Source organism: Halobacillus faecis (assembly GCF_007991335.1).
In the GTDB taxonomy this organism is placed as follows: domain Bacteria; phylum Bacillota; class Bacilli; order Bacillales; family Halobacillaceae; genus Halobacillus; species Halobacillus faecis.
Genome location: NZ_BJYD01000023.1, coordinates 1 through 26,514, shown reverse-complemented (window position 1 = coordinate 26,514; position 26,514 = coordinate 1). Strand labels below are relative to the sequence as shown.

26 protein-coding genes, 2 riboswitches and 1 other annotated feature are annotated in these 26,514 nt (G+C 43.3%); of the genes, 17 read left to right on the top strand and 9 right to left on the bottom strand.

Going from position 1 to position 26,514, the window contains the following annotated elements; translation table 11 throughout:
• Window positions 1–14: 14 nt before the first annotated feature.
• Window positions 15–431: a YugN-like family protein gene (locus HFA01_RS12295; RefSeq protein WP_174787828.1), complete on the top strand. Its 417-nt coding sequence runs from the start codon at window positions 15–17 to the stop codon at window positions 429–431.
• Here HFA01_RS12295 and HFA01_RS12290 read toward each other — a convergent pair.
• Together HFA01_RS12290 and HFA01_RS12285 are read right to left on the bottom strand one after the other, a co-directional pair.
• Window positions 414–1,463: a potassium channel family protein gene (locus HFA01_RS12290; RefSeq protein WP_246139325.1), complete on the bottom strand. Its 1,050-nt coding sequence runs from the start codon at window positions 1,461–1,463 to the stop codon at window positions 414–416. The genes HFA01_RS12295 and HFA01_RS12290 overlap by 18 nt on opposite strands.
• A 47-nt stretch (window positions 1,464–1,510) precedes the next feature.
• Window positions 1,511–2,062, bottom strand: coding sequence for a thioredoxin family protein (locus HFA01_RS12285; RefSeq protein WP_146816646.1), 552 nt, complete (start codon window positions 2,060–2,062; stop codon window positions 1,511–1,513).
• Between the two features lie 119 nt (window positions 2,063–2,181).
• On the opposite strand from HFA01_RS12285, the gene HFA01_RS12280 reads away from it, so the two are divergent.
• The 3 genes from HFA01_RS12280 (at window position 2,182) to HFA01_RS12270 (ending at window position 4,667) form a co-directional block, all read left to right on the top strand.
• Entirely contained in the window at window positions 2,182–3,240 is a 1,059-nt protein-coding gene (locus HFA01_RS12280; RefSeq protein WP_146816644.1) for a M20/M25/M40 family metallo-hydrolase, read from the top strand.
• 97 nt (window positions 3,241–3,337) lie between these two features.
• The gene (locus HFA01_RS12275) at window positions 3,338–3,550 is read left to right on the top strand and encodes a hypothetical protein (protein ID WP_146816642.1); all 213 of its coding nucleotides are present in this window, start codon (window positions 3,338–3,340) and stop codon (window positions 3,548–3,550) included.
• A 222-nt stretch (window positions 3,551–3,772) separates the two neighbouring features.
• Window positions 3,773–3,919: riboswitch (FMN riboswitch) on the top strand.
• Between the two features lie 154 nt (window positions 3,920–4,073).
• Window positions 4,074–4,667: an ECF transporter S component gene (locus tag HFA01_RS12270; protein ID WP_146816887.1), complete on the top strand. Its 594-nt coding sequence runs from the start codon at window positions 4,074–4,076 to the stop codon at window positions 4,665–4,667.
• Between the two features lie 33 nt (window positions 4,668–4,700).
• Here the strand turns inward: HFA01_RS12270 and HFA01_RS12265 are convergent, their stop codons facing one another.
• The 3 genes from HFA01_RS12265 to HFA01_RS12255 all read right to left on the bottom strand — a co-directional run bounded on the left by HFA01_RS12265 (window position 4,701) and on the right by HFA01_RS12255 (window position 6,710).
• On the bottom strand, window positions 4,701–5,078 hold the full coding sequence (locus tag HFA01_RS12265) for a TraR/DksA C4-type zinc finger protein (RefSeq protein WP_146816640.1): 378 nt from the start codon (window positions 5,076–5,078) through the stop codon (window positions 4,701–4,703).
• Between the two features lie 34 nt (window positions 5,079–5,112).
• Window positions 5,113–5,508 (bottom strand): hotdog fold thioesterase, encoded by a 396-nt coding sequence (locus HFA01_RS12260; protein WP_146816638.1) that lies wholly within the window; start codon window positions 5,506–5,508, stop codon window positions 5,113–5,115.
• Window positions 5,509–5,765: 257 nt separating this feature from the next.
• Entirely contained in the window at window positions 5,766–6,710 is a 945-nt protein-coding gene (locus tag HFA01_RS12255; RefSeq protein ID WP_146816635.1) for a 1,4-dihydroxy-2-naphthoate polyprenyltransferase, read from the bottom strand.
• Between the two features lie 228 nt (window positions 6,711–6,938).
• On the opposite strand from HFA01_RS12255, the gene HFA01_RS12250 reads away from it, so the two are divergent.
• From HFA01_RS12250 to HFA01_RS12220, 7 genes are all read left to right on the top strand, one after another.
• Window positions 6,939–8,342 (top strand): isochorismate synthase, encoded by a 1,404-nt coding sequence (locus tag HFA01_RS12250; protein ID WP_146816633.1) that lies wholly within the window; start codon window positions 6,939–6,941, stop codon window positions 8,340–8,342.
• A complete protein-coding gene (menD, locus tag HFA01_RS12245; RefSeq protein ID WP_146816631.1) occupies window positions 8,330–10,066 on the top strand; it encodes a 2-succinyl-5-enolpyruvyl-6-hydroxy-3-cyclohexene-1-carboxylic-acid synthase in 1,737 nt (578 codons plus the stop codon). Before HFA01_RS12250 ends, menD begins: the two co-directional genes overlap by 13 nt.
• A 2-nt stretch (window positions 10,067–10,068) precedes the next feature.
• Entirely contained in the window at window positions 10,069–10,860 is a 792-nt protein-coding gene (gene menH / locus HFA01_RS12240) for a 2-succinyl-6-hydroxy-2,4-cyclohexadiene-1-carboxylate synthase (RefSeq protein ID WP_146816629.1), read from the top strand.
• Window positions 10,861–10,926: 66 nt separating this feature from the next.
• Entirely contained in the window at window positions 10,927–11,745 is an 819-nt protein-coding gene (gene menB / locus HFA01_RS12235; protein ID WP_089654878.1) for a 1,4-dihydroxy-2-naphthoyl-CoA synthase, read from the top strand.
• A 108-nt stretch (window positions 11,746–11,853) separates the two neighbouring features.
• Window positions 11,854–13,317 carry an o-succinylbenzoate--CoA ligase gene (locus HFA01_RS12230; protein WP_146816627.1) on the top strand — a complete coding sequence of 488 codons (1,464 nt, stop codon included), beginning with the start codon at window positions 11,854–11,856 and terminating at the stop codon, window positions 13,315–13,317.
• A complete protein-coding gene (menC, locus tag HFA01_RS12225; protein ID WP_146816625.1) occupies window positions 13,314–14,426 on the top strand; it encodes an o-succinylbenzoate synthase in 1,113 nt (370 codons plus the stop codon). The genes HFA01_RS12230 and menC overlap by 4 nt, the downstream gene beginning before the upstream one ends.
• Window positions 14,427–14,472: 46 nt before the next feature.
• The gene (locus HFA01_RS12220; RefSeq protein WP_146816623.1) at window positions 14,473–14,784 is read left to right on the top strand and encodes a hydrolase; all 312 of its coding nucleotides are present in this window, start codon (window positions 14,473–14,475) and stop codon (window positions 14,782–14,784) included.
• Window positions 14,785–14,825: 41 nt separating this feature from the next.
• Here HFA01_RS12220 and HFA01_RS19165 read toward each other — a convergent pair whose 3' ends face one another.
• A complete protein-coding gene (locus HFA01_RS19165; protein ID WP_281290497.1) occupies window positions 14,826–14,960 on the bottom strand; it encodes a hypothetical protein in 135 nt (44 codons plus the stop codon).
• 368 nt (window positions 14,961–15,328) lie between these two features.
• Here HFA01_RS19165 and ytkD point away from each other — a divergent pair, with 368 nt between their 5' ends.
• On the top strand, window positions 15,329–15,796 hold the full coding sequence (gene ytkD, locus HFA01_RS12215; protein ID WP_146816621.1) for an RNA deprotection pyrophosphohydrolase: 468 nt from the start codon (window positions 15,329–15,331) through the stop codon (window positions 15,794–15,796).
• 208 nt (window positions 15,797–16,004) lie between these two features.
• Here the strand turns inward: ytkD and pckA are convergent, their stop codons facing one another.
• Window positions 16,005–17,597, bottom strand: a complete 1,593-nt coding sequence (gene pckA / locus HFA01_RS12210; RefSeq protein ID WP_146816619.1) for a phosphoenolpyruvate carboxykinase (ATP) — start codon at window positions 17,595–17,597, stop codon at window positions 16,005–16,007.
• A gap of 584 nt (window positions 17,598–18,181) precedes the next feature.
• Window positions 18,182–18,292, top strand: a riboswitch (SAM riboswitch).
• A gap of 277 nt (window positions 18,293–18,569) precedes the next feature.
• On the opposite strand from pckA, the gene metK reads away from it, so the two are divergent.
• Entirely contained in the window at window positions 18,570–19,766 is a 1,197-nt protein-coding gene (gene metK, locus HFA01_RS12205; RefSeq protein WP_146816617.1) for a methionine adenosyltransferase, read from the top strand.
• Window positions 19,767–19,830: 64 nt separating this feature from the next.
• Here metK and HFA01_RS12200 read toward each other — a convergent pair whose 3' ends face one another.
• The gene (locus HFA01_RS12200) at window positions 19,831–20,346 is read right to left on the bottom strand and encodes a gamma carbonic anhydrase (RefSeq protein WP_146816615.1); all 516 of its coding nucleotides are present in this window, start codon (window positions 20,344–20,346) and stop codon (window positions 19,831–19,833) included.
• Window positions 20,347–20,405: 59 nt separating this feature from the next.
• On the opposite strand from HFA01_RS12200, the gene HFA01_RS12195 reads away from it, so the two are divergent.
• A complete protein-coding gene (locus HFA01_RS12195) occupies window positions 20,406–21,182 on the top strand; it encodes an alpha/beta hydrolase (RefSeq protein ID WP_146816613.1) in 777 nt (258 codons plus the stop codon).
• 20 nt (window positions 21,183–21,202) lie between these two features.
• Window positions 21,203–22,279, top strand: a complete 1,077-nt coding sequence (tbcS, locus tag HFA01_RS12190; protein ID WP_146816612.1) for a tetraprenyl-beta-curcumene synthase — start codon at window positions 21,203–21,205, stop codon at window positions 22,277–22,279.
• A 98-nt stretch (window positions 22,280–22,377) separates the two neighbouring features.
• Here tbcS and mnmM read toward each other — a convergent pair whose 3' ends face one another.
• Window positions 22,378–22,953: a tRNA 5-(aminomethyl)-2-thiouridylate-methyltransferase MnmM gene (gene mnmM / locus HFA01_RS12185; RefSeq protein ID WP_146816610.1), complete on the bottom strand. Its 576-nt coding sequence runs from the start codon at window positions 22,951–22,953 to the stop codon at window positions 22,378–22,380.
• A gap of 127 nt (window positions 22,954–23,080) precedes the next feature.
• Window positions 23,081–23,295 (top strand) — a binding site (T-box leader).
• A 53-nt stretch (window positions 23,296–23,348) separates the two neighbouring features.
• On the opposite strand from mnmM, the gene leuS reads away from it, so the two are divergent.
• Window positions 23,349–25,763, top strand: a complete 2,415-nt coding sequence (leuS, locus tag HFA01_RS12180; RefSeq protein WP_146816608.1) for a leucine--tRNA ligase — start codon at window positions 23,349–23,351, stop codon at window positions 25,761–25,763.
• A gap of 123 nt (window positions 25,764–25,886) precedes the next feature.
• Window positions 25,887–26,198, top strand: coding sequence for a rhodanese-like domain-containing protein (locus HFA01_RS12175; protein WP_146816606.1), 312 nt, complete (start codon window positions 25,887–25,889; stop codon window positions 26,196–26,198).
• Window positions 26,199–26,514: the final 316 nt, after the last annotated feature.

Sequence of the window (26,514 nt, the reverse complement as noted above, 5' to 3'; positions counted from 1 at the left end):
AAGGAGTGATGACAGTGATTCCATTATCTTCACCAATTACAGGGCAAGTTTACACATATAACGATGTGGAGAGTGAACTGAAGGAGCTCGGATTTAAACTTTCCGATAACTGGGATTATGAGCATGGATATTTTGATTACAAAATTGACGATCATGTTGGATATCAATTTATTCGTCTCCCGTTCGTCGTAACCTCAGGCTCTTTGGATGCACCCGGTGACTATGCGATGATTGAAATGAAAGAACCGTTCCTGCTCTCGCATAAATACAATCCAGGCCTCGATGATAACGTCAAAGAAGGGAACTTCCGTGCAATTTTCGATCAGTTCCAAGAGCCGGTGGATAAAGACGCTACTTTTCCTGAAGAACATATAAATAAGGGAAGAGAGTTGCTTGCACAAGTGGAACAGGTATTACTTTCGAAGGGGTGAAAAAACAACAAGTACGTCCCCTTCTTCCAATACAATATCAGGGTGAAGGTCGAAGGATAGATCTTCGCCTTTTTTTATGCCGATGATTTGGTAGTGGTCTTTTAAGAAGTGTTGGAAAGCATTCATAATGGATTTTCCCGCAAGATCTTCTTTAATTTTTTCTTCATGGAATTGCCGTTCTGTTAACAAACCTAATAGAAGCTCAAATGGCTTAACAGGATCATTGCGGTACAACTCCTGGTAAAACAAGCTACTCATAAAGTCATTGGAACGAATAACTGTATTGGCCCCAGCACGTTCTGCATTAATTTTTTGCCTTTCCGTCAAGACCTCAGCAATAATAAATAATCCCGGGTGATGACCTTTCAAGGATACAATTTGGTGAATCACCGCCTGGTCAGAGTGTTCTTCTTCCAAGGAGGGGTCTGCGGTGATAATAGCCATTCTTGCTTCATTAAGGTTTGCCTGTTCTAAAATCTCTTCATTTGTGGCACTTCCACGAACGAAGTGGACACTTGAATGATTATCCAATAGTTGGTTCATACTTTGATCGATAAGTACAATACGTTCGTGGAGATTTTGCGCGTCAAGCATATTGATTAAATGTCTTGTCCGTTCATTCCAACCAATAATGACGAGATGATCGCTTCCTTTGAAAGCAACTTTACCTTCGGATAAATCGTGCTCATGCTTTACAGTGGAAGCAGATACAGTTGCCATATAAAAGGTTAATAGTCCTCCACCTGATAGAATAAGAAGGATTGCGATGATTTTGCCTGTTGCACTCAAAGGGACATAATCACCATACCCAACGGTAGCCCCTGTCACAAATGCCCACCAGAGACCATCAAAGAAAGTAGGGAAGTTTTGCGGCTCTATGATATGGATGATCAACCCAAATAATGACATGGTAAATAGTACGGTCGTTAATAACCGCAAAAACAGCGGCATTTGGAAGTATAGGCGGATTAAGGATTGCATGCCATACGCCCCTTTTTTATCCTCAGTATGGCTGTTACGGTCTCGATTCAAACATAAAAGGACTTCCTTTATTTAAGGAGATCCTTTTGGAAATGAAGTTATGAAATTTTTTCTTTCAAGTCTTTATAGACGCAAGCCCAGAAGTCTCGATTATCTCGGTAGGCTTTTGTAATAAACGTAAGCATTTCTTTTCGTTTTTCGTTGAAATCTTCATCGTTATGATTAGGTAGATTGGCCATTGAATCATCGATGAATGCTTGGATTTCAGGAGCCCTTGGACCCCAGGTTCCCACTTCATCCCCTTTAGTGTCGATGAATATAATTTTAGGTATGGACCTTGATTGTCCGTTCGTCAAGTATTGATCCATTAGTTCTAGATTCTCGTCCCGCAGAAGGAAATGGACCGGGATATGCCCATGCTCTGCCATTTTTAAGAAAATCGGCAGGTTTAACATCGCATCCCCGCACCAATCCTCTGTAAGGACAATCGCACGTAGTTTTTTATTTTGTACTTTTTCAAATACGGGCTCATCTTCAACGGGGATCGGGAAGTTTTCATATATATAAATAAAGTCTTTCTGGTGTGTTTGCATGTGATCGACGTAGGTCTGTGCTGTCATTCCTTTGTTAAACCAGTTTTCTAAATTCATTCTAATTCCTCCTCTAAAAACTCCGTACAAGATCATGTTCCCTCATTAGGATCAGAATAAGCGTCTAATTATAATGGTATTCCCCTTTTTTGGTATGATAAAAGAAAAGGGGGATGATTATGGATAAAGAACGATTGAATTACTTAATGGAATTGCTAAACACACCTTCTCCATCCAGCATGGAAATGGCGATACAAAAAAGGTGGATCAAAGAGGTGCGCCCGTTTGCTGACGAAATCAAAACCGATCATGCGGGAAATGCCATCGCTGTATTGAATCCTGAGGCAGAATTCAAAATCCTTTTAGCCGGTCACTGTGATGAAATTGCGCTCGTCATCAACCGTATTGATGACCAAGGGTATCTTCACTTTGACAAAATGGGGGGCATCAATCCGAAAGCAGCCGTAGGAATGAAGGTTCACATTCTTGGCTATGCAAAAGAATTGACAGGAGTCATTGGAGTGAACGCTCAACACCATGGTGGGTTGAAAGGTGATTTTGGTTTAGATGATCTTTTTATTGACTGTGGTGCGAAATCAAAAGAAGAGATGGAACAATTTGTTCAAATAGGAGATCTAGCTGTTTATAAAAGAGAGCCGGAACTGTTGATGGATCGATACATAGCTGGACGCGGTTTGGATAATCGCACCGGACAATTTATCGTAGGAGAAGTATTGAGGAGGCTTTCTAAGGAGGACATTCAAGTCGGGGTCTATGCGGCAAGCACTGTCAATGAAGAAACCAACATGGGCGGAGCGTATTTCGCTGCGGCTGGTATTGAACCAACGATGGCTATTGCCTGCGATGTCACGTTTGCTACCGATTATCCCGGGGTCAACAAAAATAAACATGGGGACATCCGCTTAGACGGAGGGCCTGTACTAGCAAAAGGTGCTCCAATCAACCGGAAGATTAACAAGCTTCTGGAGAAGACAGCGAAAGCTCTCGAAATGGATGTGCAGTATGAGCTGACACCTAGAATGACTGGGACAGATGCCGATAAGATGAGACTTACCGGAAAAGGCGTTCCAGTCAGTCTCGTTTCCCTGCCGCTCCGTTATATGCATTCTCCTGTAGAAACCGTAAGCGTTCAGGACATCGAAGAAGAGATCTGCTTAATGGTAGAAATGATTAAGAATATGACAGGAAACGAAAGTCTGAATCCGCTAGATGAATAATCCTTCAAGCACCGAGGAGCTCCTCGGTGTTTTGTTTATTTAAAGCATAATTGGAAAGAATAGCAGATATAATCTTCTATATTAAGGAGTGATCTGCATGGATCGGGAATTACTGCATCAACAAATTATGACGTTGAAAGGGAAGATTTGCGCCGGACAGCTGCAGTTGCATGGGTATGATGAATACATTCTTATGCAGCTCGATAAAGTGAAAGATAGTGAAGATGGTCTCGTCGATGTATCCACAGTTTCTTCAACTCTCCGTCTGTTTATCGATGCTACAGATAAAATGCAGTCTCCATCAGCATAAACTTCATAAAAGTTCCCTGATTTGGGGCATTGAGGAAAATACCTTTATAGTATTTTCCTTTTTTTATGCACTGGGTTTCAGGGACGGGAAATGGATTACAAATTATCATTTAATATCAAATGATGCGCAAATCTATGAAAAGAACAGAAAAAATAGTCACAAAATATTAAACTTGCGATATCACAGCGTTTTGTATAAAATAAATCTACAACAACATATCGATTCCATCTTCGGGGCAGGGTGCAATTCCCGACCGACGGTAAGAAGAACTTGAGTTCTTTAAGTCCGTGACCCGTATGGTTTGACCATACGGTGGACCTGGTGAAAGTCCGGGACCGACAGTTAAAGTCTGGATGGGAGAAGATGTCGAACGGATTAGGTAGATTAAACGCTACCTCTATTTTCCTATGGACACGACTACCCTTAGCCCTAAATGCTACAGGGTTATTTTTATGTGTTTTTATAGGCCGTTCACCTTCATCTGGGATGTGAATCGATGAAAAGATGAAGGAGGAGATCGATGATGAACTCTTATACGGGGCAATCATCAAAACTGCAAAAGTTAGTCATTTTAGCGTTACTTGGTACGATATCAATGGTGTTAATGTTTTTGAAATTTCCGCTTCCCTTTTTACCTCCATATTTAAAAGTGGATGTTAGTGATATTCCAGCACTTCTAGCTGCAATTTTATTTTCGCCGTTCGCAGGTATTGTAGTGGAAGCATTGAAAAATGGTCTATATATGATTTTTACCGGCGTTTCTGATCCTATCGGGGTCGCTGCGAATTTCTTTGCCGGCGTACTCTTTATTGTTCCAGTGGCCATGATCTATCGCAAAGGAAAGACGGTGAAATCCCTTATTCTAGGTTTGGTTTTTGGTTCCGTCTTTATGGCATTGACGATGAGTGTGCTTAATTACTTCCTTATTCTTCCTGCTTATAGCTGGTTTATGGGGTGGGAGACAATGAGTGCAGATGTGAAATGGATGACGATCGTAGCGGGGATCCTTCCTTTTAATGTGATTAAAGGAGCGATTGCTGGATCCTTATTCATTATGTTATTCGTTAAAATGAAAGACTGGATCGAACAAAAAAGTGTGCGACAGTCAGCCGCATAAAAAAGCGAGGGGAACCTTCCCCTCGCTTTTCTTTTAATTATTTCGTTCGTTTTCGATTTCTTCCACTTTAAAACGTGCTGTGGGCATCGCTTCCAAACGCTCAATGGGTATCGGCTCACCTGATTTTTCACTCAGACCATATCTTCCCTCCTCCATTCGCTGGAGGGCATCTTCTACTTCCATTAATTTTTCCCGCGCCTGCTCATAGAAAGTCTGTTCTTTCGCTCTCTCAAATTGATCCGTACCCTGATCACCCGGGTGATCAGCCACGCTTGATATTTCACCGGTTCGGTCGTTTTCATAATCTTCTTTTGCTTGATCTTCTTTGTATTCTTCCATTTGTGCTTCAGCTTCTTCTTTCATTTCTAGAAGGCGGTCCTTGAATTTTTGTTGTTGTTTATCATTTAACATGCGAAAAGTGGCTCCTTTCAACTATACCGTTCGGTTATTTTTTTAATGGAACGACTCCTACAGTGCACCGGGATACGCACAACAACTCTCCCACTTCATTAACAATTTGTATTTCCCATACCATCGTATTCTTCCCAATATGGGCTGGAGTTGCTGTTCCTTCTACATGTCCATTCCGGGCACCTTTGATATGGTTGGCATTGATTTCTATACCAAAAACCTGTTGATGATCAGGGTCAATGTTTAAAAACGCCCCAATGCTCGCAGCGCTCTCAGCTAATGCCACACTTGCTCCGCCATGGAGAAACCCCATGGGCTGATGAGTACGGTGATCGACAGGCATGCGTATTTTTACCTTTGTCGCTTCTGCCGTTATCACTTCCATCCCTAGTGCTTCCATCAATGTATTCTTCATCATAGAGTTGTTCATATTCATCCCGTCCTTTTTGTATTATTCCCATTGTAAAAATGGTCAAACCTTCATGTTATATACTTAAATCATAACTCACTTACTCAACCATTTGGCAGGATTGTCGAATACAAACCAGCCCTGAGCCCTAATAAGGCAACGGACCCCGGCTGGCTCTAAACGGAGTCTTGAAGAAAAAAGAGCTTTAGGAAAAACAAAAAGGATGGTGGGGACCATCCTTTTTGTTTCTCCTGATGTGTTTTTTCTGGTTCTCTCTCTTAGAAAAGAGGGAAGTTAAGGTGTAATAGTAAGGATAGACCTAGAAGGAAACCATAAATGGTGTTCGTCTGCGCCGTAGCTTTCATGGCAGGCATCATTTCCAAGGGTTGAGTTTTTCCTATAAATCCCTGAATGGCTTTCTTTGCTTTTATCACACTAATGAAGGTAATGCACGACCATATAGGTAGTATGCCTACGATGATCAATACACCTGTCCAGATAAAGGCTGTTGCGAAAAGTGAACTTATAAAAACGATGGATCCTTTGTGACCGAAAAGTATAGCCAGCGTTTTCCTTCCGTTTTCGGCATCCCCGACACGGTCCCTGATATTGTTGGCTAACAAAATGGTACCGACAAAGATGGCCACAGGAATGGAAACGATGATCACTTCAGCTGTAATCGAAAGGGTTTGAATGAAATAACTGATCCCAATGATGATGGTGCCCATGAAAAAACCAGCTGTTACTTCACCGAAAGGCGTGTACGCGATCGGCAATGGACCGCCTGTGTAAAGATAGCCGAATAGCATGGAAACCAACCCGATGACAGCAATCCACCAGCTTGAAGCAGCGCAAATGTAGACACCTAGTAATCCTGCGAATAAAAAGAATAGATAGGCTAAAAAAAGTACGGTCTTAGGGTTGATTCCGTCACGGACAATCGTCCCTCCGATACCGACTGAATTTTCATTATCTAAGCCTCGCTTGTAATCATAATACTCATTAAACATATTGGTAGCTGCTTGAATGAGGATGGAAGCGAGCAACATCGCGGCAAATAACCAGAAGTTGATCGTTTGTTCCGTAGCCGCAAGCATTGTCCCGACGAAAACTGGGACAAAGGCAGCCGTCAGTGTATGTGGACGTAACAACCGCCACCATACTTGGAAACCTTCGCGTTCATTCAAGGAAGCTTTTATGTTTTGGTTTTGAACAGAGCTCATTGGTGTTCTCTCCCTTGTAACAATACTCTTGTTATGATAACAGTTTAATTTTAGGGAAAGCGTACTGGAGTGTCAATCAATGTAAGAAAATGTTGGTTTTAGAGCAAGATTCCTTGAGTCAAGAGAAAAAAGAGAATAAAATAGAGAGTGATGCATGCACACAGAAGTATCCGTTTGCTTTGTGTGTAGAGAGTAGATAACGTCCCTTAAAGAATGGGAGGAATATATATGCTTCACACGAAGGCCCCTCAAATAGAGGAAGTGGTAGGGGAAGCTCTTCAGAAAGCACATCATCTTGGGGAACCTCTTTTTATTAGTATAGTTGAACATATAGATGATCAAGATCCCTTTCAATTTTTTGAAACGGGTCAGCATATTGATCAGCATCGCTCGTTTTGGCAGAGCGCTGAAAATGATTTGACCATGGTCGGAATAGGAAAGGCCAGTCAATTGTATGCAAAAAGTAAACAACGTTTTCGCGAAGTCCAATCTCTATGGACGCAGCTGCAGGAAAATGCGATGGTGCATGATGATTATAATAAAAAAGGAACAGGAATGGTGGCACTTGGCGGATTCAGTTTCGATCCTGAACAAAAAGAGGACACACCTTGGGAATCCTTTCCTGACAGTCAATTGACGATTCCTGCTTTTTTGTTAACCAAAGTGGAAGGGGAAACGTATTTAACTATTAACGCACTCATTTTCCCGGAAGACCATCAGCAACAGATTGCCAACCAAATTCAGAATCACCGGGATTCTCTTCTTAAGAAAGGAGAGGTGACTGGTTCTTTGCCTGTCATTGAACAGACCTTTGAGGTTGCTCCTGAAGCTTGGAAAGAATCGGTGAAAAAAGCGACGGAAGATATTACAGCAGGATTGATGGAGAAAGTCGTTCTAGCAAGAGAACTCCGCATTACATTCAAAGAAAATGTACAGATTACCGCTGTTTTGAAAGCATTAGCCGATACACAGCCAAACAGTTATATTTTCTGCTATGAAAGTGAAGGAGATCACTTTATTGGTGCGACCCCTGAAAGGCTTGCGAAAGTGGAAGAAAGGGAGCTTGTGTCCACCTGTCTTGCAGGAACAGTGCCACGTGGCAGGACCGAGGAGGAAGATTTCAAGCTGGGAGAAGAATTGCTTGGTGACCCTAAAAACCGTCAAGAGCATCAGTTTGTAGTCGAAATGATCAAAGAAGCGGTGGAGGCATGCAGCAGTCAAGTCGAAGTACCGAATGGACCTGTCCTTTATCCGCTCCGGAATCTGCAGCATTTGTACACTCCAGTGAAAGCTGTATTGGATCAAGGGTACACCCTGCTTGATGTGATCGAGAAACTCCATCCGACACCGGCTCTCGGCGGAATGCCGCAGCAGGTTTCGGTAGAGTACATCCGAACACATGAAACGTTGAATAGAGGCTGGTATGCAGGACCAATTGGTTGGTTTGATGCACAGGATAACGGGGAGTTTGCTGTGGCCATCCGTTCCGCGCTCATTCAGCAAAAGGAAGCCTCTTTGTTTGCTGGTTGTGGTGTAGTCGAAGATTCCGATCCTGAAGCGGAATTTGCAGAAACGGCTGTCAAACTAAAACCGATGATGAATGTATTGGGAGGATCAGAATGGGACATGTAGAAGCCTTATCAAAATATGTGACTCATTTTGTAGACCAACTCGTATACTCTGGTGTCGAGCATGTCGTCCTATCACCAGGTTCAAGGTCTACTCCATTAGCTATGACTTTTGCTGAGCATTCAGAGGTGAACCATTGGGTTCACCTTGATGAACGCTCAGCTGCTTTTTTTGCTTTGGGGATCGCGAAGCAGGAACAAAAGCCAGTAGCGCTTGTTTGTACATCCGGAACGGCAGCTGCCAACTATTATCCGGCCATTGTCGAGGCTTTCTACAGTCGGGTACCCCTTGTTGTCTTAACTGCAGACAGGCCGCATGAGTTGAGAGAAGTCGGTGCACCTCAAGCCATTAATCAAATACAGATGTATGGCAGCTATGTGAAATGGTATCAGGACCTAGCGTTGCCGGAAGAAAATAACTTCTATTATGCAAGGCAACAGGCGGCGAGAGCAGTGGAAGAATCGATTACTGGGCAAGGTCCCGTGCATCTGAATATTCCCTTCCGCGAACCATTAATCCCAGACTTTGAGTTGGAAGAGGCATGGCGCGGTGGTGTCCAGCCAATTTCAAGAGCTCAGAGAGGGAGTTTAGTGATGCCGGACGATCAGGTCAAGCAATTATTTGAACGGCTGGCTCAAGGAGAGAAGGGTTTACTGGTCGTAGGGCCACAAACGGAGCCTCGTTTAGCTGAGGCAGTGACAAATCTCGGCTCCCGACTCGGGGTCCCTGTATTTGCCGACCCTTTATCGCAACTTCGTACAGGGAGTCACGATAAAAGGAATATCATTGAGAATTATGATGCTCTGCTTAAGTCTCAAACTGTTAAAGGTCAAGTCGTGCCCGATTACATCGTCCGTTTTGGCGCAATGCCTGTTTCCAAAGCGTACTTGAAATGGGTCAAGGAGTATAAAGAAAAGATTGATCACTATGTTGTGGATGATCAGCATGAGTTTCGGGAGCCTGCGGGTATCGGGGCGACTTTCATTTGGAGTGAACCTGTCCAATTGTGTGAAAGGTTGTCCAGTTTTATGCCTGATGGAAATGTAGAGACCTCATGGCTTTCCATGTGGCAGCAGATGAATGTTTTAGCGAAGAATGAAATGCTGTTGGAACCTGAGCATTCGCTCAATGAAGGACACGCGGTCGTCTATTTGTCAGAAACAATGCCGGATGATTCTAACTTCTTTATAGGTAACAGTATGCCGATCAGGGATGTCGACAGTTTCTTCATGGCTTCACCCAAAAATATTCAGCTGATGGCAAACAGAGGAGCAAATGGAATTGATGGTGTGGTCAGTACAGCGATTGGTACAGCCGCTACAGGCAAACCTACCACGCTTTTGTTAGGTGATATTTCTTTCTTTCATGACTTGAATGGGCTATGGATGGCAAAGAATAAAAAGATTCCACTGACCATCGTTGTGATTAACAATGATGGAGGAGGGATATTTTCCTACCTGCCTCAATCCAAGCATCCCGATCACTTTGAAGAGCTCTTTGGCACACCTTTAGGCCTAGACCTCGGTCCTGTCATCGGAATGTATGGAGGCACACACAGACTGGTGACAAATTGGGAGTCTTATAAACGAGCCCTGTCAGAAAGTTATGCAAGCCTGGGGTTGAATGTCATTGAAGTGGTGACAAATCGTGAAGATCATGTAGCCTTTCACAGGGAGCGTTGGTCCAATGTAGAAAAAGTGGTTTTGGACTGGAGTGAAGGATTTTGAGAATGAAGGTAAACGAAAGAGAATATTGGGTCGAGGATGAAGGAGAAGGCGAAGTCCTCGTCCTGCTCCACGGGTTCACAGGCCGCACCTCAACTTTTGACTCCATCACTTCCCGTTTTGAAAATTCCTATCGCTTTTTAAAAGTAGATTTGCCAGGTCACGGTAAGACAGGGGCGATTGGTGTGGTAACGATGGAACGCTTTTGTCGGGATCTCAAAGCTATGCTGGATCAGCTGGGATTAGAAAAGGTTTCCCTGCTTGGATATTCCCTGGGGGGGAGAACAGCTCTATCGTTTGCTATGCTTTACCCTGAATACGTAATTCGATTAATACTTGAAAGTGCCTCTCCAGGTTTACCTACAACCGAAGAACAGCTGTCACGACAAGCGAAAGATAAAGGGTTGTCGGAAAAATTGATGGAAGAAGGAATCGAATCTTTCGTAAACCTTTGGGAAAGCCTCCCTCTTTTTGAGACACAGCAATTCCTTCCTGATGATGTGGCAAAAACTTTAAGAGAAGAACGCCTCAGTCAGACGGCTGAAGGTCTTTCTGAATCGCTTCTCGGTATGGGTACAGGTCACCAACCGTCCTGGTGGGATCAGTTACCTTCCCTCAAATGCCCCGTCTTATTAGTGACAGGAGAGGAAGACGAGAAGTTCCAAAGAATCAATAAGGATATGGCTGAACATTTCTCTCAGGCTGCCCATCGAGTGGTAAAAGGAGCTGGTCACACCGTCCACCTTGAGAATCCTGGGATTTTTGCTAAAATTGTAGATGGCTTCATGATAAAATGAATAGTGTAGGAAAGCGTTTTTTCATGAGGAATATAGAAAATGTATGTAGAAAAAGGAGGAAATACTATGTCTTTTGATTGGGTTAGTGAACGCGAATATGAAGATATTATGTATGAGAGATTTGAAGGGATCGCTAAAATTACGATTAACCGCCCGGAAGTTCGTAATGCCTTCCGTCCGCAGACGGTACATGAGTTAATTGATGCTTTTGCTTATGCTCGTGATGACTCTAGAATAGGAGTTATTGTTCTTGCAGGAGCCGGCGACGATGCATTCTGTGCTGGTGGAGACCAGAAAGTACGTGGCCACGGTGGTTATGTTGGGGATGACCATATTCCTCGTTTGAATGTACTTGATTTGCAACGTTTGATCCGTGTCATTCCAAAGCCAGTGGTAGCTATGGTCTCTGGTTACGCAATCGGTGGTGGACATGTATTACATATCGTCTGCGATTTAACGATTGCTGCTGATAATGCTATCTTCGGTCAAACCGGACCAAAAGTGGGAAGTTTCGATGCTGGTTACGGAGCAGGATTGCTTGCTCGTATCGTAGGTCATAAGAAAGCCCGTGAAATTTGGTATCTGTGCCGTCAGTACTCCGCGAGAGAAGCAGAGGAAATGGGTCTGGTGAATACGGTTGTACCATTGGAAGATCTTGAAGCTGAAACCGTACAATGGGGTCGTGAAATGCTTGAGAAGTCACCGACTGCTTTGCGTTTCCTGAAGGCTTCCTTCAATGCCGATACAGACGGTCTAGCTGGTCTGCAACAAATGGGTGGAGACGCCACATTGTTGTATTACACAACAGAGGAAGCAAAAGAAGGACGAGATGCCTTCAAGGAGAAAAGAAAGCCTGACTTCGATCAGTTCCCACGTTTCCCTTGATCCGTCTCTATATATGAAACCACTTGTGAAGGGGCATCCTGTAGAAAGGATAGCCCCTTTTATGATTCGAGCGTCAGTTTAACAGAACTAGGTAAAGGAAGGGTTAAAATGGGCGAACGCATTCCGCATTGGTTAGATAAACAGGCGGCATTACATCCGCAACGTACGGCGATTGAAACACCAGATGGTGAAAGGATCAGTTTTTCTGAACTAAGGGATAAAAGCCGGAAGGTGGCTTTTGCTCTTATAGAAAATGGGGTGAAACGGGGCGAGCATGTGGCTTTGTTAGCGAGCAACAGTACGATGTACGCAGTTTTCATTCATGCAGTAAGTTATGTCGGCGCGGTAGCTGTTCTTTTGAACACGAGACTGACTTCAGCGGAAATTGCATATCAGATTGAGGATGCGAACGTTTCACATGTGTATGCTGATGGACGCCATGTGCAAGTAGCTGCAGATTCGGTATTAGAGATGAATCTTGATGTGCATAGGCTTGAACATTTAACGGAGAGAAAGGAAAATCTCTATGAACTTCAAACGGACCTCGATCTCGATGACGTTTATACGATGATGTACACTTCAGGGACAACCGGCAATCCGAAAGCCGTCATGCATACGTATGGAAACCATTGGCACAGTGCCGTCGCGTCCGCATTAAATTTAGGTGTCCATGCGAAGGACAAGTGGCTGAATTGTTTACCTTTGTTTCATGTCGGAGGCTTTTCCATTTTGATGAAGAGTGTTGTTTACGGCATGCCGCTCATGCTTTTTGAAAAGTTCGATGCCAGAGGAGTTCATGAAGCCATTATGGATAAAGCCATTACCCATGTATCTGTCGTGACCGTTATGCTGCAGCGCTTACTCGAGAAGCTTGAAGACGGGACGTATCCAGACGACTTCCGCTGCATGTTGCTGGGGGGCGGACCTGTTCCTGAGGTTATACTGAAAAAGACATCTGCAAAAGAGATACCCGTTTTCCAAACCTACGGGATGACAGAGACTTCCTCTCAAATCGCCACCCTCAGTCCGGAATTCGCTTTCTCAAAACTAGGTTCAGCAGGTAAAGCCCTAACCCCTGCGCATTTGTATATAGACGGCAAAGAAAGAGGAGAAGTTGGTGAAATCATCGTCCGGGGCCCAATGGTCTCGAAAGGATATTATAATCGTCCAAAAAGAGAAGGCGAGTACTTGCGGACAGGAGATCTAGGATTTGAAGATGAAGATGGATTTTTGTATGTCGTTGACCGAGTGAAAGACTTGATCATCTCAGGAGGGGAAAACATTTACCCAGCAGAGGTGGAGAGCGTGCTATCCTCTTTGCCAGGGGTACGGGAAGCAGGTGTGACTGGACGTCCTGATGAACGCTGGGGAGAAGTGCCTGTGGCATACATTGTAGTTGAAAATGGAGCCAGCCTCACGGAAAAAGAAGTGATGGACTGGTGCAGGAAGCGGTTGGCGAAATATAAGTGTCCAAGAGAGGTTCATTGGATCGATGAACTTCCCAGAAATGCGTCAAACAAACTACTACGGAGACGTCTGTCCTCCTTTTCTATGCAAGGAGGAGAGGGATGAGAATACAATCGGTTCGTTTAAGAAAAGTTTCTCTCCCACTCAAAGCCCCATTCGTTACTCACCAGGCGGAATTGAAGGAACGTCCGCTTATCATTATAGAGGTAAGGGATGATGCAGGACGTATAGGGTACGGGGAAGTGACAGCATTTCCTGATCCTTTTTACACTTATGAAACGTTAGATACAGCTTGGCATATTCTTGAGGACTACTTAATTCCTTCTCTCCTTAAAAATGGAGCAGAGCACCCATCTGATTGTGCAGAACAGAGTGAAGGAGTGCAAGGTCATCCGATGGCAAAAGCAGGGTTGGAAGGCTCTCTGTGGGACTTGTATGGAAAACAAACCGGGCAAAGTCTAGCAGATCTCATTGGAGGAACCCGCTCATCTGTCGGTGCAGGGGCAGTGATCAGCTTAGGAGGTTCATTAGAAAATGACGTGGACAGATTGAAGGCAGAAGGTTTTCAACGATATAAATTGAAAGTGGTTAAAGGAAGGGAAAGGGAAGCGATAACAACCATTCAAGAAATCGACCCGGACCTTCCGATTATGATTGATGCGAATGGTCAATACCATCCTGAGGATATGGACCATTTATGTTCTTTAGATGATCATGGTCTGACAATGATAGAGCAACCTTTTGCTGCAGGGGACTTTTATTGGCATAAAAGGCTCCAAAAGGAAATGAAGACCCCTATTTGTTTGGATGAGTCCATTATGTCTTTTCAAGATGCCGTCCAAGCGGTTGAACTGGGAAGTTGCCGGATTATCAACATAAAAATCAGTCGTGTCGGAGGGTTAACAGCAGCTGTGAAAATTCACGACTTCTGTCGATCGCGTGGAGTTCCTGTATGGTGCGGCGGGATGGTAGAATCGGGTATTTCCAAAGCGCATAACCTTGCCCTGGCTTCCCTGCCAAACTTTACGATTCCAGGTGATTTGTCCGGTTCTACCAGGTATTTTCATAAAGACCTCGTACACCCTGAGATTGTAATGAACCGAGGATCCATCGAGGTTCCAAAGAAATCAGGAATAGGAATACAAGTAGATGAAGAGTACCTGAATGAGGTAACTCTTGCTCATAAGACGTTTGATGAATCCACTCCTCTGTAATAGGTTTCCCTTTGATGGTTCACACTAGAGAAGAGGAGGGTGAATAATGGATAAGAATAAGTATTATATCAATATGGGAACAAGGGAAATATCTTTGAATCACGATGCAAACAATGATGATTTTACAATTTACGCCACGGAAGAAGAAGTAAAAGCGCTAAGGGAAGTATTTGATGAGATTTATAATGCAGACGCTGAGTCTTTCTGGAGGTCTCACGTTCCATTTAATCCCTATCATAATGATCATGCGAACGATGAAGTAGATCTTGATATGAAAAAAGCGTTTCAAAAGATTTATGATCTTGGAGATGAAACGACTAGACATCATATTATGGATATGGGTGTGCTGAATGAGTAATTGAACCGCTTCTTGGAAAGAAGCGGTTCAATTATGCCACATCAAAATATTCCAGGCATATCTTCCATTTCCTCAGCTTGATTAAGAATTTTCTTCGGTATGACAATCTCTTCAATTTCAAGGTTCATATCCATATAGAACATTTCCGGGTAGTACGTGTCTTGCTCAATTTTCATCGTGTATTCAATGGCATTTAGTCAATCCTTCTAATGTGTAAGTCTTTATTAGCTTTAGAGGCTTCAGACATAATTTTTTCGATTTTGCTGCCTTCTGCACTGCCACAAGCACTTAGCAAAAGAATTAGAAGCAGAGTACCCATTGCTACATAGGTTCGCTTCGCCAATTGTTCTCCTCTCTTTTTGCTTTCTTTCTTGTACGAATCATAAGAATCCATCGTTTCATGTTTCTGTATATTTTTACAATTTATTCAGGAAAGAGTGAAGTTTGTCTGCTGACCGGTTTGTATTTAGCGTGGCTTGTGGTACGATTTAAACAGGTGAAAGACAGAACGTATATATCAAGGATTAAAGGCAGTTGAGCAGACATGAAAACATTTTATGATTATTACCACAACCCTGTCCGGTTATCTTTTGAGGATCATCCTTTTTCCGAGACACCGAAACACGTGTGGGTGATATGCCGATACAAGGATCAATGGCTGCTCACCAAACACAAAGATCGTGGTCTAGAATTTCCAGGTGGAAAAGTGGAAGAGGGAGAATCGGCGGAAGATGCCGCTGTCCGGGAAGTCAAAGAAGAGACAGGGGCCGATATTTCCCACCTATTCTACATCGGTCAGTACCATGTAGAAGGTAAAGGGGGGACGGTCATTAAGAACGTGTATTTTGCGATAATTGACTCGATTGATGATCAGGATCATTATTTTGAGACGCACGGACCAGTATTGTTCCGTCACCTTCCGCGTAATTTAAAATCGAATGATCGTTTCAGTTTCATGATGAAGGATGAAGTGCTGCCAGAGTGCTTGAAAAAAGTAGAAAAGTTCAGTTGAACTTTTCTACTTTTTTTGATCTAAGGGTATGGGGCTGCGGGTAATGGTTTCTTTTCCGAGCCAGCCCGGAAGCTCAGTACGGCAAAAGAACCCCCGTTATCTCGCAAATGAGTCTGCCACAATGGGGAGCTTTTAATGGGTATAGAGAAGGCCCCGCTGGAATTCCAGCGGGGCCTTCTTTTTATATGAGGAGATGAGGAAACAATGATTATGACCTGTGGTAGGTCGGTCCTGCTTTTTTGATTTCTTCACTTGCATATGTGAATTTCTTGAAGTTCTCATGAAATTTGTTTGCCAGAGACTTTGCACTCTGGTCATATGCATCAGCGTCTGCCCAGGTTCTCCTAGGAGATAATACTTCGTCTGGAACACCAGGGCAGTGTGTAGGAATATTCAAGCCGAAAAATGGATCCTGGTAAGTGTCAGCAGAGCTTAGCTCTCCTTCCAATGCGGCATGGATCATGGATCTTGTATAGGACAATTTAATTCGTTGCCCTTCCCCGTATGAACCTCCTGACCAGCCGGTGTTGACCAAATAAACATCTGCATTGAATTGGTCAATCTTTTCCCCGAGCATTTCTGCATAGGTGGAAGGTGGGAGAGGGAGGAAGGGTGAGCCGAAGCAAGCTGAAAAGGTAGCTTGTGGTTCTGTTATTCCTCGTTCAGTTCCTGCTAGTTTACTAGTGTATCCACTCAAGAAATGGTACATGGCCTGCTCTTTTGTCAACTTACTGATAGGTGGAAGGACACCTGTGGCATCAGCCGTTAAAAAGATGATGGCGTTCGGATGTCCGGCAATACTCGGTTGTACAGTATTATCAATATGCTCTAATGGATAAGCTGCTCGTGTATTTTCAGTGAGACTTGTGTCATTATAGTCGGGCTGGTGAGTTTGTGGATCAAGCACTACGTTTTCCAGGACAGATCCGAAGTGAATAGCATCGAATATCTGGGGTTCCTTTTCTTGAGAAAGGTTGATACATTTTGCGTAACACCCACCCTCAATATTAAAGATCCCGTAATTTGACCATGCATGTTCATCATCACCAATCAACCGACGTTGTGGGTCCGCTGATAATGTTGTCTTCCCAGTTCCGGAAAGGCCGAAGAATAAAGCCACATCTCCCTCTTTACCTACGTTTGCTGAGCAGTGCATAGGGAGAACGTTCTTCTCGGGAAGAATGTAGTTCATGACGGAGAAGATGGACTTTTTAATTTCACCGGCATATTCCGTGCCACCGATTAAAACGATTCGGTGTTTAAAAGAGATCATGATGAATGCTTCTGAGTTCGTTCCATCAACCTCCGGATCAGCTTTGAAGGTTGGAGCAGATATGACAGTGAACTCGGCTTCATGATCCTCTATTTCTTGTTCATCGGGTCGAATGAACATTTGCTGTGCGAATAAGTTGTGCCATGCGAACTCTGTAAGTACTTGAAGAGGAAGGCGATGCTTTTCATCTGCCCCAGCAAAACCTTTAAAGACAAACAGTTCGTTCCGTTCTTTTAAATATTCCAATACTTTATGATAGAGTTTTACAAACGTTTGATCATCTATGGGCTGATTGACAGCTCCCCAGTGAACTTTATCTTGTGTGACATCATCCTGTACGATAAATTTATCTTTCGGAGATCTACCAGTATAAGTACCCGTCGTTGCCTGGATGGCCCCTTTTTCTGTCAGGGTACCTTCGTTACGGTATAAAATCTTTTCCACTAAGTGTGGAACAGATAGCTGGTGGTGGACATGTTCTTGGGCAAGTAAAAGATTCAGTTCAGACATTTGATTTATGGTACTCATATGTGTCGACCCGCCTTTGCATTTAATTATGATCAACCTAATGTGAGATTAGTATAACACATTGAATTCTTTAGTCCATACTATACGTGAAAAAGCTTACATTTTATTTATTCTGAAAAGTCAAACTTCAGAGGTGTTCATTTGTTACACAATATGGAGGGATTGTTGAAAACTCAGTTACGAGATTTTTTCCTCAATCTAGGGGCTGCGGGAATAAGGTTTGCTTTCTGTGTGCGAGTGATGGGTTTCATCGATTACCTCCACCGTTCAATGCTGTTAAAGTGCCGTTTTAACCAGATCCTGTATGAATAAGGCGTTGGACCAATACGGGGGTAGGGAAAAGACCATATGCAGTATTTTGGATCAGTTAGTATAAAAACACTCACCCCGTGCCTCCATTCGCTTTTTATGAGGACGTTTCCCAGACCCTGTAATAGTGAGTTTTGTTCTTTCTTGAAAAAAAGTGTTCTAATAATATATGTGAATTTCTTTCAAACGTTTACTATGGACGAATACGTTTAAAAGAGGTGGAATTCAATTGACAATAAATAAGGTTTTCGATACGATAGCGAAGAACGGATACTCTCTTATCCAGAGTTGGTGGAGGGACAGGCCCTTTGAAACCCAGCAACCGTCATGGACATGACACGGTGCTAACCTGAAGCAAGGAGGACATGCTCCTTGGACGATAAGAGCGAAAGGAAGCAGCCCCTTTCCTCGAATAGGAAAGGTTTTTTCTTTTTATAAGGCTTTTTACAAACAGAGGGATGAAATTGATTCACACCTCGATCAACATAGCCTTTAATGAAGAAATATTCGAACAGGATAACCTGTAGATATTCCTATGTAATTGCTCCATTGGTTGTGAAAAGAGGCAACATGAACATATATGAAACTTATGAAAGTTTCTGCACATACTGGTAAAGAGTTCCGTCTAATACTTTGTACTTACAGAAGGAGGAGTTTTTAAGAATGCCTGCAAACCGCCGGTTATTCACATCAGAATCCGTCACGGAGGGCCATCCGGACAAAATTTGTGACCAGATCTCTGATGCGATTTTAGATGAAATTTTAAAAAACGACCCTAACGCGAGGGTTGCATGTGAGACAACAGTGACAACGGGACTTGTACTGGTTTCTGGTGAGATTAGTACAAATACTTACGTGGATATTCCATCCATCGTTCGTCAAACAATCAAAGATATCGGTTATACTCGTGCGAAATACGGGTTTGATGCGGATACATGTGCTGTTCTGACAGCGATTGATGAGCAATCTCCTGATATAGCTGGAGGCGTGGACGTTGCCCTTGAATCACGTGAAGGGAAAATGAGCGATGATGAAATAGAGTCGATCGGGGCAGGGGACCAGGGATTGATGTTTGGCTTTGCTAACAATGAAACCAAAGAATTGATGCCTTTACCAATCTCCTTGGCTCATAAACTATCGAAACGTCTATCAGACGTTAGAAATGATGGGACACTTGATTACCTCCGTCCAGATGGGAAAACACAAGTGACAGTGGAGTACGACGAAAACGATCAGCCTGTACGTGTAGATACGATCGTTATTTCCACACAACATGCGGAAGAAGTGACTCTGAAGCAGATTCAGGAAGATTTGAAAAAACATGTGATTGAACCGATTGTTCCTGACGGATATATTGATGAACAAACGAAATACTTTATTAACCCGACCGGACGCTTCGTCATTGGAGGTCCACAAGGTGACGCTGGATTAACCGGAAGAAAAATTATTGTCGACACGTATGGAGGGTATGCTCGCCATGGGGGAGGAGCTTTTAGTGGTAAAGACGCGACGAAAGTGGACCGCTCTGCTGCTTATGCTGCCCGTTATGTTGCGAAAAATATCGTAGCTGCAGGACTTGCGGATTCTGTTGAAGTTCAGCTTGCTTATGCGATTGGTGTTGCGCAGCCTGTTTCTATTGCCATTAACACAAATGGAACAGGTACGGTTTCTGAGGAGCAGCTGGTGGAAGCTGTCCGTGAACTGTTCGACCTTCGCCCAGCAGGCATCATTAAGATGTTGGACCTGCGTCGTCCAATTTATCGTCAAACGGCTGCTTACGGTCATTTCGGACGTACGGATGTGGAGTTCCCATGGGAGCGCACAGATAAAGCGGAAGAATTGAAGGCACGCTGCCAATAAAGAAAAAACCGTTCCAAACAAAAGTTTGGAACGGTTTTTTTGTTCAAGTCATCCATTTGTGGACTCATGATTCTCGTATTTTTTTATAATACTGCCCTTTTTCCACATAACTCTTCCGTATCCTGTTCAGTTCTTTTATGTCTTCTTCATTTAGCTCTCTTATGACTTTGGCCGGGCGACCGAAAGCAAGCGTGTTTGGTGGAATCACTTTTCCAGGGGGGACAAGGCTCCCAGCCCCTATGAAAGCTTGTTCTCCAATAACAGCTCCATCCAGAATAAGAGACCCCATACCGATCAGCGCATTTTCTTTAATATGGGCGGAATGGAGAGTGACTTGATGGCCGACAGTTACACCGTCTTCAATAATTAGAGGTTTGTCTGGGCTTTGATGTAAGAGGCTTAAATCTTGAATGTTCGTATTCTTTCCAATATGTACGGGAGCCACATCTCCTCTGATCACAGTCTTGAACCAAATACTGGCCTTTTCTTGAATGGTTACATCCCCTGTAATCACGGCATCTTCGGCAACATAGGCGCTTGGATGTATGTCAGGTACCCTTCCTTTATATTCGCAAATCATGAAAAACCCCCTTATACTAATACTATTGATAGTATAGCAGAAGAAAAGAGGTGGATGCTGTGAAGAAAGTAGAATCAGTTAATGATCGTGCTACGGTTGTGCTCGTTCATGGAGCCTTTGAACATTCAGGGCGGTATCATGAACTAGTCGACCAACTTCAAGAAGATGGGTATTCCGTTATTTATGGGGACCTTCCAGGGCAGGGGCGTTCTTCAGGGAAGAGTGGACATATCCGCTCTTTTCATGACTATATCAACACCATTATGATGTGGATTCAACACGCGGACCCCGATAAGAAAGTATTTTTAATGGGGCATAGCATGGGAGGGCTTGCAGTTGTTCGTACGATGGAGGTCGCTCAACCAAAGGTAGATGGTGTTATTCTTTCTTCTCCTGCGCTAGGGCTCCTGAAAAAAGCGAGCCTCCCCTTGGAAGCCGTGTCCTATATTTTAAATACTTTTATTCCATCATTAAGAATCAAAGCTCCTCAAGATCCCGAATATATTACCCGTAATAAGGACAAAATTATAGAGTTTCAACAAGATCCTTTGATTATTGATAAAGTCTCTGTTCGCTGGTACCGTGAATTTCAAAAAGCGACGAGAGAAGCGTTTTCTGATATTAAACGATTTCCTGATATCCCACTGCTACTGATGCAGGCCGAAGAGGATTATATGGTGAGAATAGAGAAGACAGCTGAATGGTTTGACCGGGTTCAGGTAAAAGAAAAAAGATACAAACAGTGGCCAGGCCTATATCATGAAATATATAATGAACCTGAATGGAAAGACGTCTATGAACATACGCAATCCTTTATAGAGGATCATTTAAAGTAAATCGGCAAGGAGGATTTCTCTTGACACGTGCAGTCCCAGGCAACGCCGTCCTTTTGATGTATAGAGTTTATCGGAATATTTTTCCTGCTGTTCATAATGAATTGTCTTACTGGATTGAAAGGGCGAAATCAATTCCCGACGAAGAACTTAGAAGTCAAGCTTTGGCGAGCATTGAAGAAAAGACGTTTCACTGTGAAGGGGGATCGATTTACTCTGTTCTCTCCCGCGGCAGTGATAAACAGGCCATTCGATTCATCGTTGCTTATCAAACCATCAGTGACTACTTGGACAACCTTTGTGACCGTAGCACCTCTATGGATCCTGACGATTTCCGCATGTTGCATGAATCTATGATCGACGCTTTGACACCAGGTAACCCACTACAGGATTATTACCAATATCGTGACGAGCAGGATGATGGGGGATACCTCCATGATCTTGTGTACACGTGCCAGCAAGTCCTTTCCGAGGCGGAAGACTATCAAATGGTCAAGAAGCAGGCGGTAAGGTTAGGTAAGTTGTACGGTGATTTGCAAGTTCATAAGCATGTGATCGAAAATGAGAGGATTCCAAGGCTTCAAAATTGGTTTAAGCACTACCAAAAAGAATGGCCGGAGCTCAGTTGGTATGAATTTTCCGCATGTACAGGATCTACATTGGGGATCTTCTGCCTTGTTTCCTATACGCTTAGTGGAAAGATGGATGCAACGTTATCTAATCAAATTGAAAGAAGTTATTTTCCGTATATGCAGGGATTACATATCTTGCTTGATTATTACATTGATCAAGAGGAAGATGAGAAAGAGGGAGATTTGAACTTCTGTGCTTACTACGACCATGAGGAAGAAATGAAGAACCGCTTCCGGTATTTTGTTGAAAGGGCCCATGAGGAAATTCAAAGGCTCCCGGATGCAGCGTTTCACCAAATGATACATGAAGGTCTGGTTGGCATGTACTTAGCGGATCGTAAAGTAGGAAGGCTTTCAAATGCTCAAAGCTTTGTGAAAGAGATGTTGAAAGTAAGTGGGAAGAAAGCCACGTTTTTTTATTACAATACAAAGATGTATCATAAATTAAAGCCTGGTCGTGAGATTTGAACGACCAGGCTTTTTCCCTTTTCCCATACTGGATATATAAGAAGTTACGCGGTTTCGGTTTGCCTTTTATATCCTCCTGCTGGATTTCATCTTCATTCTTAGGAAAGTTTTTCAATGGCTAAGATAAAGGGAGGTGTTCTCTTTTTATTGATAAATCCGTAATGGAGGACCTGGTAGTGCTTGGAATTTAACTCTGATACATATTCCATGATGGCATCTTTCTCTTCGGCTCCCCCAGGGTGTCCATGATAGACAACTAAGACCACCAGCCCTCCTACCTTAAGAGTAGCCAGTACGTTTTCAACCGACTGAATCGTGCCTTCAGCCTTGGTCACCACACTTTTATCACTGCCTGGCAGATAACCTAAATTGTAAATGGCTGCAGATATGTTGTTTTGATGTTGGTTTTGCAGGTATTTTTGAACGTGTGCATGGGAATCATGGATAAGACTGGTATGGTTTGCAAGCCCATGTTCTAATAAACGCTCTTGGGTGTTTGTAATGGCTTTTTCCTGAACATCAAAGGCATACACATGTCCTTGCTCTCCGACAAGTTCGGCGAGAAAAGCTGTATCGTGACCGTTGCCGCACGTTCCATCTATAACGGCATCTCCAGGTTCTATCGTTTTTTTCATTAATGAATGGGCATAGTCTAAAATTCGTTCAATCGTCATGGTGCATCCTCCAATTGTATTGTTCTTTAGTATTGTAGCACGAATGGACCTTTCATGTAGATGGACAATCAGTTGGGCGGATGCTGCTTGACAAAGCTGTTTTCATTCATTAATATACGGTTATAATAGTATGACGTAGAAAAGGAGTAGTAGTGATTCTTTCAAGTGATAGAGAGGCAGCGGCTGGTGGAAGCTGTCCTTGAAAATCATGAACTCGCCTTGGATGTCGCAGAAGTGAACAGAAGTAGTTTCTGCCGGTGTGGTCGCCGTTATCGACGTCAAGTTGAACACAGATGTGTTAATTTGGGTGGTACCGCGGGAATCAAGCCTCTCGTCCCATATTGGGATGAGGGGCTTTTTATATTTTTTTAGAGAGATTATGAGGAGGCAATGAAATGGCTTTTGATCATAAAACCATTGAAAAGAAATGGCAAAAATACTGGCTTGAAGAAAAGACATTCAAGACAGACAGTTATTCAGACAAAAAGAAATTCTATGCATTGGATATGTTCCCTTATCCATCAGGTGCGGGTCTACACGTTGGACACCCGGAAGGATACACAGCTACAGACATTCTTTCCCGCATGAAGCGGATGCAAGGATATGAAGTGCTTCATCCGATTGGCTGGGACGCGTTCGGGCTTCCGGCAGAACAATATGCATTGGATACAGGGAATGATCCTGAAGAATTCACGAAACAAAACATTGACACCTTCCGCAGGCAAATACAAGAACTTGGTTTCTCTTATGATTGGGATCGAGAAGTGAATACGACAGATCCTGATTATTATAAATGGACACAATGGATCTTTTTGAAACTATATGAAAAAGGTCTGGCCTATATCGATGAAGTTGCCGTGAACTGGTGTCCGGCTCTTGGCACAGTACTTGCGAACGAAGAAGTTATCGATGGTCGAAGTGAACGAGGAGATCACCCCGTAGAACGTCGTCCGATGAAACAGTGGATGCTGAAGATTACAGCTTATGCGGATCGTCTTCTTGAAGACTTGGAAGAATTGGATTGGCCGGAAAGCATTAAAGATATGCAAAGAAATTGGATCGGGAAGTCAGAAGGGGCAGAGGTCACTTTTGAAATTGATGGCTTTGACCAATCCTTTGACGTGTTTACCACTCGTCCAGATACGTTATTCGGTGCAACTTATGCCGTCGTGGCTCCAGAACATCCACTAGTCGATGAAATCGTAACAGCTGAACAGAAAGAAGCCGTATCCACGTATATTGAGAAAGCGCAAAACAAGAGTGATCTTGAGCGTACGGACTTGGCTAAGGATAAATCAGGGGTATTCACTGGTTCTTATGCGATCAATCCGATCAATGGTGAAAAGCTTCCAATCTGGGTGGCTGATTATGTATTGATGAGCTACGGCAGCGGTGCCATTATGGCGGTCCCTGCGCATGATGAAAGAGACTTTGAATTCGCTCAAAAATTTGACCTTTCAATCATTCCTGTCGTAGAGGGAGGAAATGTTGAGGAAGAAGCGTACACAGGAGATGGTCCACACATCAACTCAGACTTCTTGAATGGTCTTGGGAAAGATGAAGCGATCGAAAAAGCGATCCAATGGCTTGAAGAAAACGGGAAAGGTAAGAAGCAAACGACTTACCGCCTTCGTGACTGGCTCTTCAGCCGTCAGCGCTATTGGGGTGAACCAATCCCTGTCATCCACTGGGAAGACGGTTCGATTACTGCAGTCAAAGAAGAAGAACTACCTGTCAAACTTCCGAAAACGACGGAAATTAAACCATCAGGCACAGGGGAATCCCCGCTTGCTAATATTGATGAATGGGTTAATGTCGTAGATCCTGAAACTGGCATGAAGGGGCGCAGGGAAACGAACACAATGCCTCAATGGGCAGGTAGCTGCTGGTATTACCTGCGTTATATTGATGCTAATAATGAGGAAACGTTCGCTGATTATGAAGCATTGAAAAAATGGCTTCCGGTAGATGTGTATATTGGTGGCGCGGAGCACGCGGTTCTTCACTTGTTGTATGCACGTTTCTGGCACAAAGTCCTTTACGATGCGGGAGTCGTTCCAACGAAAGAACCATTTCAAAAGCTATTCAACCAAGGCATGATCCTTGGAGAGAATAATGAAAAAATGAGTAAATCTAAAGGGAATGTTGTCAATCCTGATGACATCGTCTACTCTCACGGGGCAGACACTTTGAGACTTTATGAAATGTTTATGGGGCCGCTTGATGCTTCAGTAGCATGGTCTGAGAATGGCTTGGATGGGGCTCGTCGTTTCCTTGACCGTGTATGGCGACTATTTGTTACCGAAGGCGAATTGTCTGATGCGGTTAAAGAAAATACAGGGGATACAACATTGGAGAAGGTTTACCATGAAACCGTTAAAAAAGTGACCGAAAACTTTGAAGCCCTTCGCTTCAATACAGGAATCTCTCAAATGATGGTCTTTATCAATGAAGGGTATAAAGCAGACGTTTTACCAAAAGAGTATGTAGAAGGTTTTGTTAAACTCCTTTCTCCAGTGGCTCCACACCTTGCAGAAGAACTTTGGCAGAAGCTTGGCCACTCTGAAACGATCAGCTACCAGCCTTGGCCGGAGTTCGACGAATCCAAACTCGTTGAAGATGAAGTGGAAATCGTTGTTCAGGTTATGGGGAAAGTTCGTGCGAAAATGATGGTGAGTAAAGAAGCTTCCAAAGAGGATCTTGAGAAGCAAGCACTTGAAAATGATGACGTTAAGCAGTGGCTGGAAGGAAAGACAGTTAGAAAAGTCATTGCCGTACCAGGAAAGCTTGTTAACATCGTAGCCAATTAAATGACGTGTAAGCCCCCTGTTTTTTATGAACAGGGGGCTTTGTTTGTCAGCGGCCTTATGCCTTGACTTTAACGAACAGTAAATTAGAATAAATGTGCAAACGATTAATATGGAGGGATAAAAATGAGTCAAATTAAAGAAATCACGCCTCAACAAGTAGAAGACAAAATGAACAATAATGATGACTTTACAATAATCGATGTAAGAGAAGATGAGGAAGTTTCCCAGGGAATGGTGCCGAATGCAAAGCACATACGCCTTGGGGATATTCCCGAAAAAATTGAGAGCCTGCCTAAAGATCAAGAGTATGTGATGATCTGCCGTTCTGGTCGCCGCAGCATGAATGCTGCCGAATTCATGAAAGAACGTGGATTTGGGAACGTGCAAAACATGGAAGGTGGAATGTTGAAGTGGCAAGGTGAGCTCGTTTTTTAACACTAGAGGTGTTAAGTGATCATTGCCACAAATAATCTAATACGTTGAGTCAGGTGGCAACTGCACACTTTTGATCGCCCCTTTCATATAGAAAGGGGCTTTTTTACTCTCTAAATAATAGTTTCAATTGAATCAAAGAAATTCTATAAAACTATTGACGTGGGAAAGTTCACCATGTATTATAGGTTACGTTGCTTATTCAGCAGCACAGAAAACATCTCAATAAGAGATTTATTTCAACAAATTCTATTAAAACTATTGACGATACACAGTCGATTATGCTAGAATTTGATTACTGTCGGGTGAGGCAGTACTT

Coding starts and splice junctions, on each gene's coding strand:
- menD (WP_146816631.1), top strand. CDS start 8,330: ATGGGACATGTAGAAGCCTTATCAAAATATGTGACTCATTTTGTAGAC.
- metK (WP_146816617.1), top strand. CDS start 18,570: ATGCCTGCAAACCGCCGGTTATTCACATCAGAATCCGTCACGGAGGGC.
- leuS (WP_146816608.1), top strand. CDS start 23,349: ATGGCTTTTGATCATAAAACCATTGAAAAGAAATGGCAAAAATACTGG.
- HFA01_RS12275 (WP_146816642.1), top strand. CDS start 3,338: ATGGATCGGGAATTACTGCATCAACAAATTATGACGTTGAAAGGGAAG.
- HFA01_RS12280 (WP_146816644.1), top strand. CDS start 2,182: ATGGATAAAGAACGATTGAATTACTTAATGGAATTGCTAAACACACCT.
- HFA01_RS12260 (WP_146816638.1), bottom strand. CDS start 5,508: ATGAACAACTCTATGATGAAGAATACATTGATGGAAGCACTAGGGATG.
- menH (WP_146816629.1), top strand. CDS start 10,069: ATGAAGGTAAACGAAAGAGAATATTGGGTCGAGGATGAAGGAGAAGGC.
- ytkD (WP_146816621.1), top strand. CDS start 15,329: ATGAAAACATTTTATGATTATTACCACAACCCTGTCCGGTTATCTTTT.
- HFA01_RS12255 (WP_146816635.1), bottom strand. CDS start 6,710: ATGAGCTCTGTTCAAAACCAAAACATAAAAGCTTCCTTGAATGAACGC.
- HFA01_RS12230 (WP_146816627.1), top strand. CDS start 11,854: ATGGGCGAACGCATTCCGCATTGGTTAGATAAACAGGCGGCATTACAT.
- HFA01_RS12285 (WP_146816646.1), bottom strand. CDS start 2,062: ATGAATTTAGAAAACTGGTTTAACAAAGGAATGACAGCACAGACCTAC.
- HFA01_RS12175 (WP_146816606.1), top strand. CDS start 25,887: ATGAGTCAAATTAAAGAAATCACGCCTCAACAAGTAGAAGACAAAATG.
- HFA01_RS12250 (WP_146816633.1), top strand. CDS start 6,939: ATGCTTCACACGAAGGCCCCTCAAATAGAGGAAGTGGTAGGGGAAGCT.
- pckA (WP_146816619.1), bottom strand. CDS start 17,597: ATGAGTACCATAAATCAAATGTCTGAACTGAATCTTTTACTTGCCCAA.
- HFA01_RS12265 (WP_146816640.1), bottom strand. CDS start 5,078: ATGTTAAATGATAAACAACAACAAAAATTCAAGGACCGCCTTCTAGAA.
- HFA01_RS12200 (WP_146816615.1), bottom strand. CDS start 20,346: ATGATTTGCGAATATAAAGGAAGGGTACCTGACATACATCCAAGCGCC.
- menB (WP_089654878.1), top strand. CDS start 10,927: ATGTCTTTTGATTGGGTTAGTGAACGCGAATATGAAGATATTATGTAT.
- HFA01_RS12270 (WP_146816887.1), top strand. CDS start 4,074: ATGAACTCTTATACGGGGCAATCATCAAAACTGCAAAAGTTAGTCATT.
- HFA01_RS12220 (WP_146816623.1), top strand. CDS start 14,473: ATGGATAAGAATAAGTATTATATCAATATGGGAACAAGGGAAATATCT.
- HFA01_RS19165 (WP_281290497.1), bottom strand. CDS start 14,960: ATGAAAATTGAGCAAGACACGTACTACCCGGAAATGTTCTATATGGAT.
- menC (WP_146816625.1), top strand. CDS start 13,314: ATGAGAATACAATCGGTTCGTTTAAGAAAAGTTTCTCTCCCACTCAAA.
- mnmM (WP_146816610.1), bottom strand. CDS start 22,953: ATGACGATTGAACGAATTTTAGACTATGCCCATTCATTAATGAAAAAA.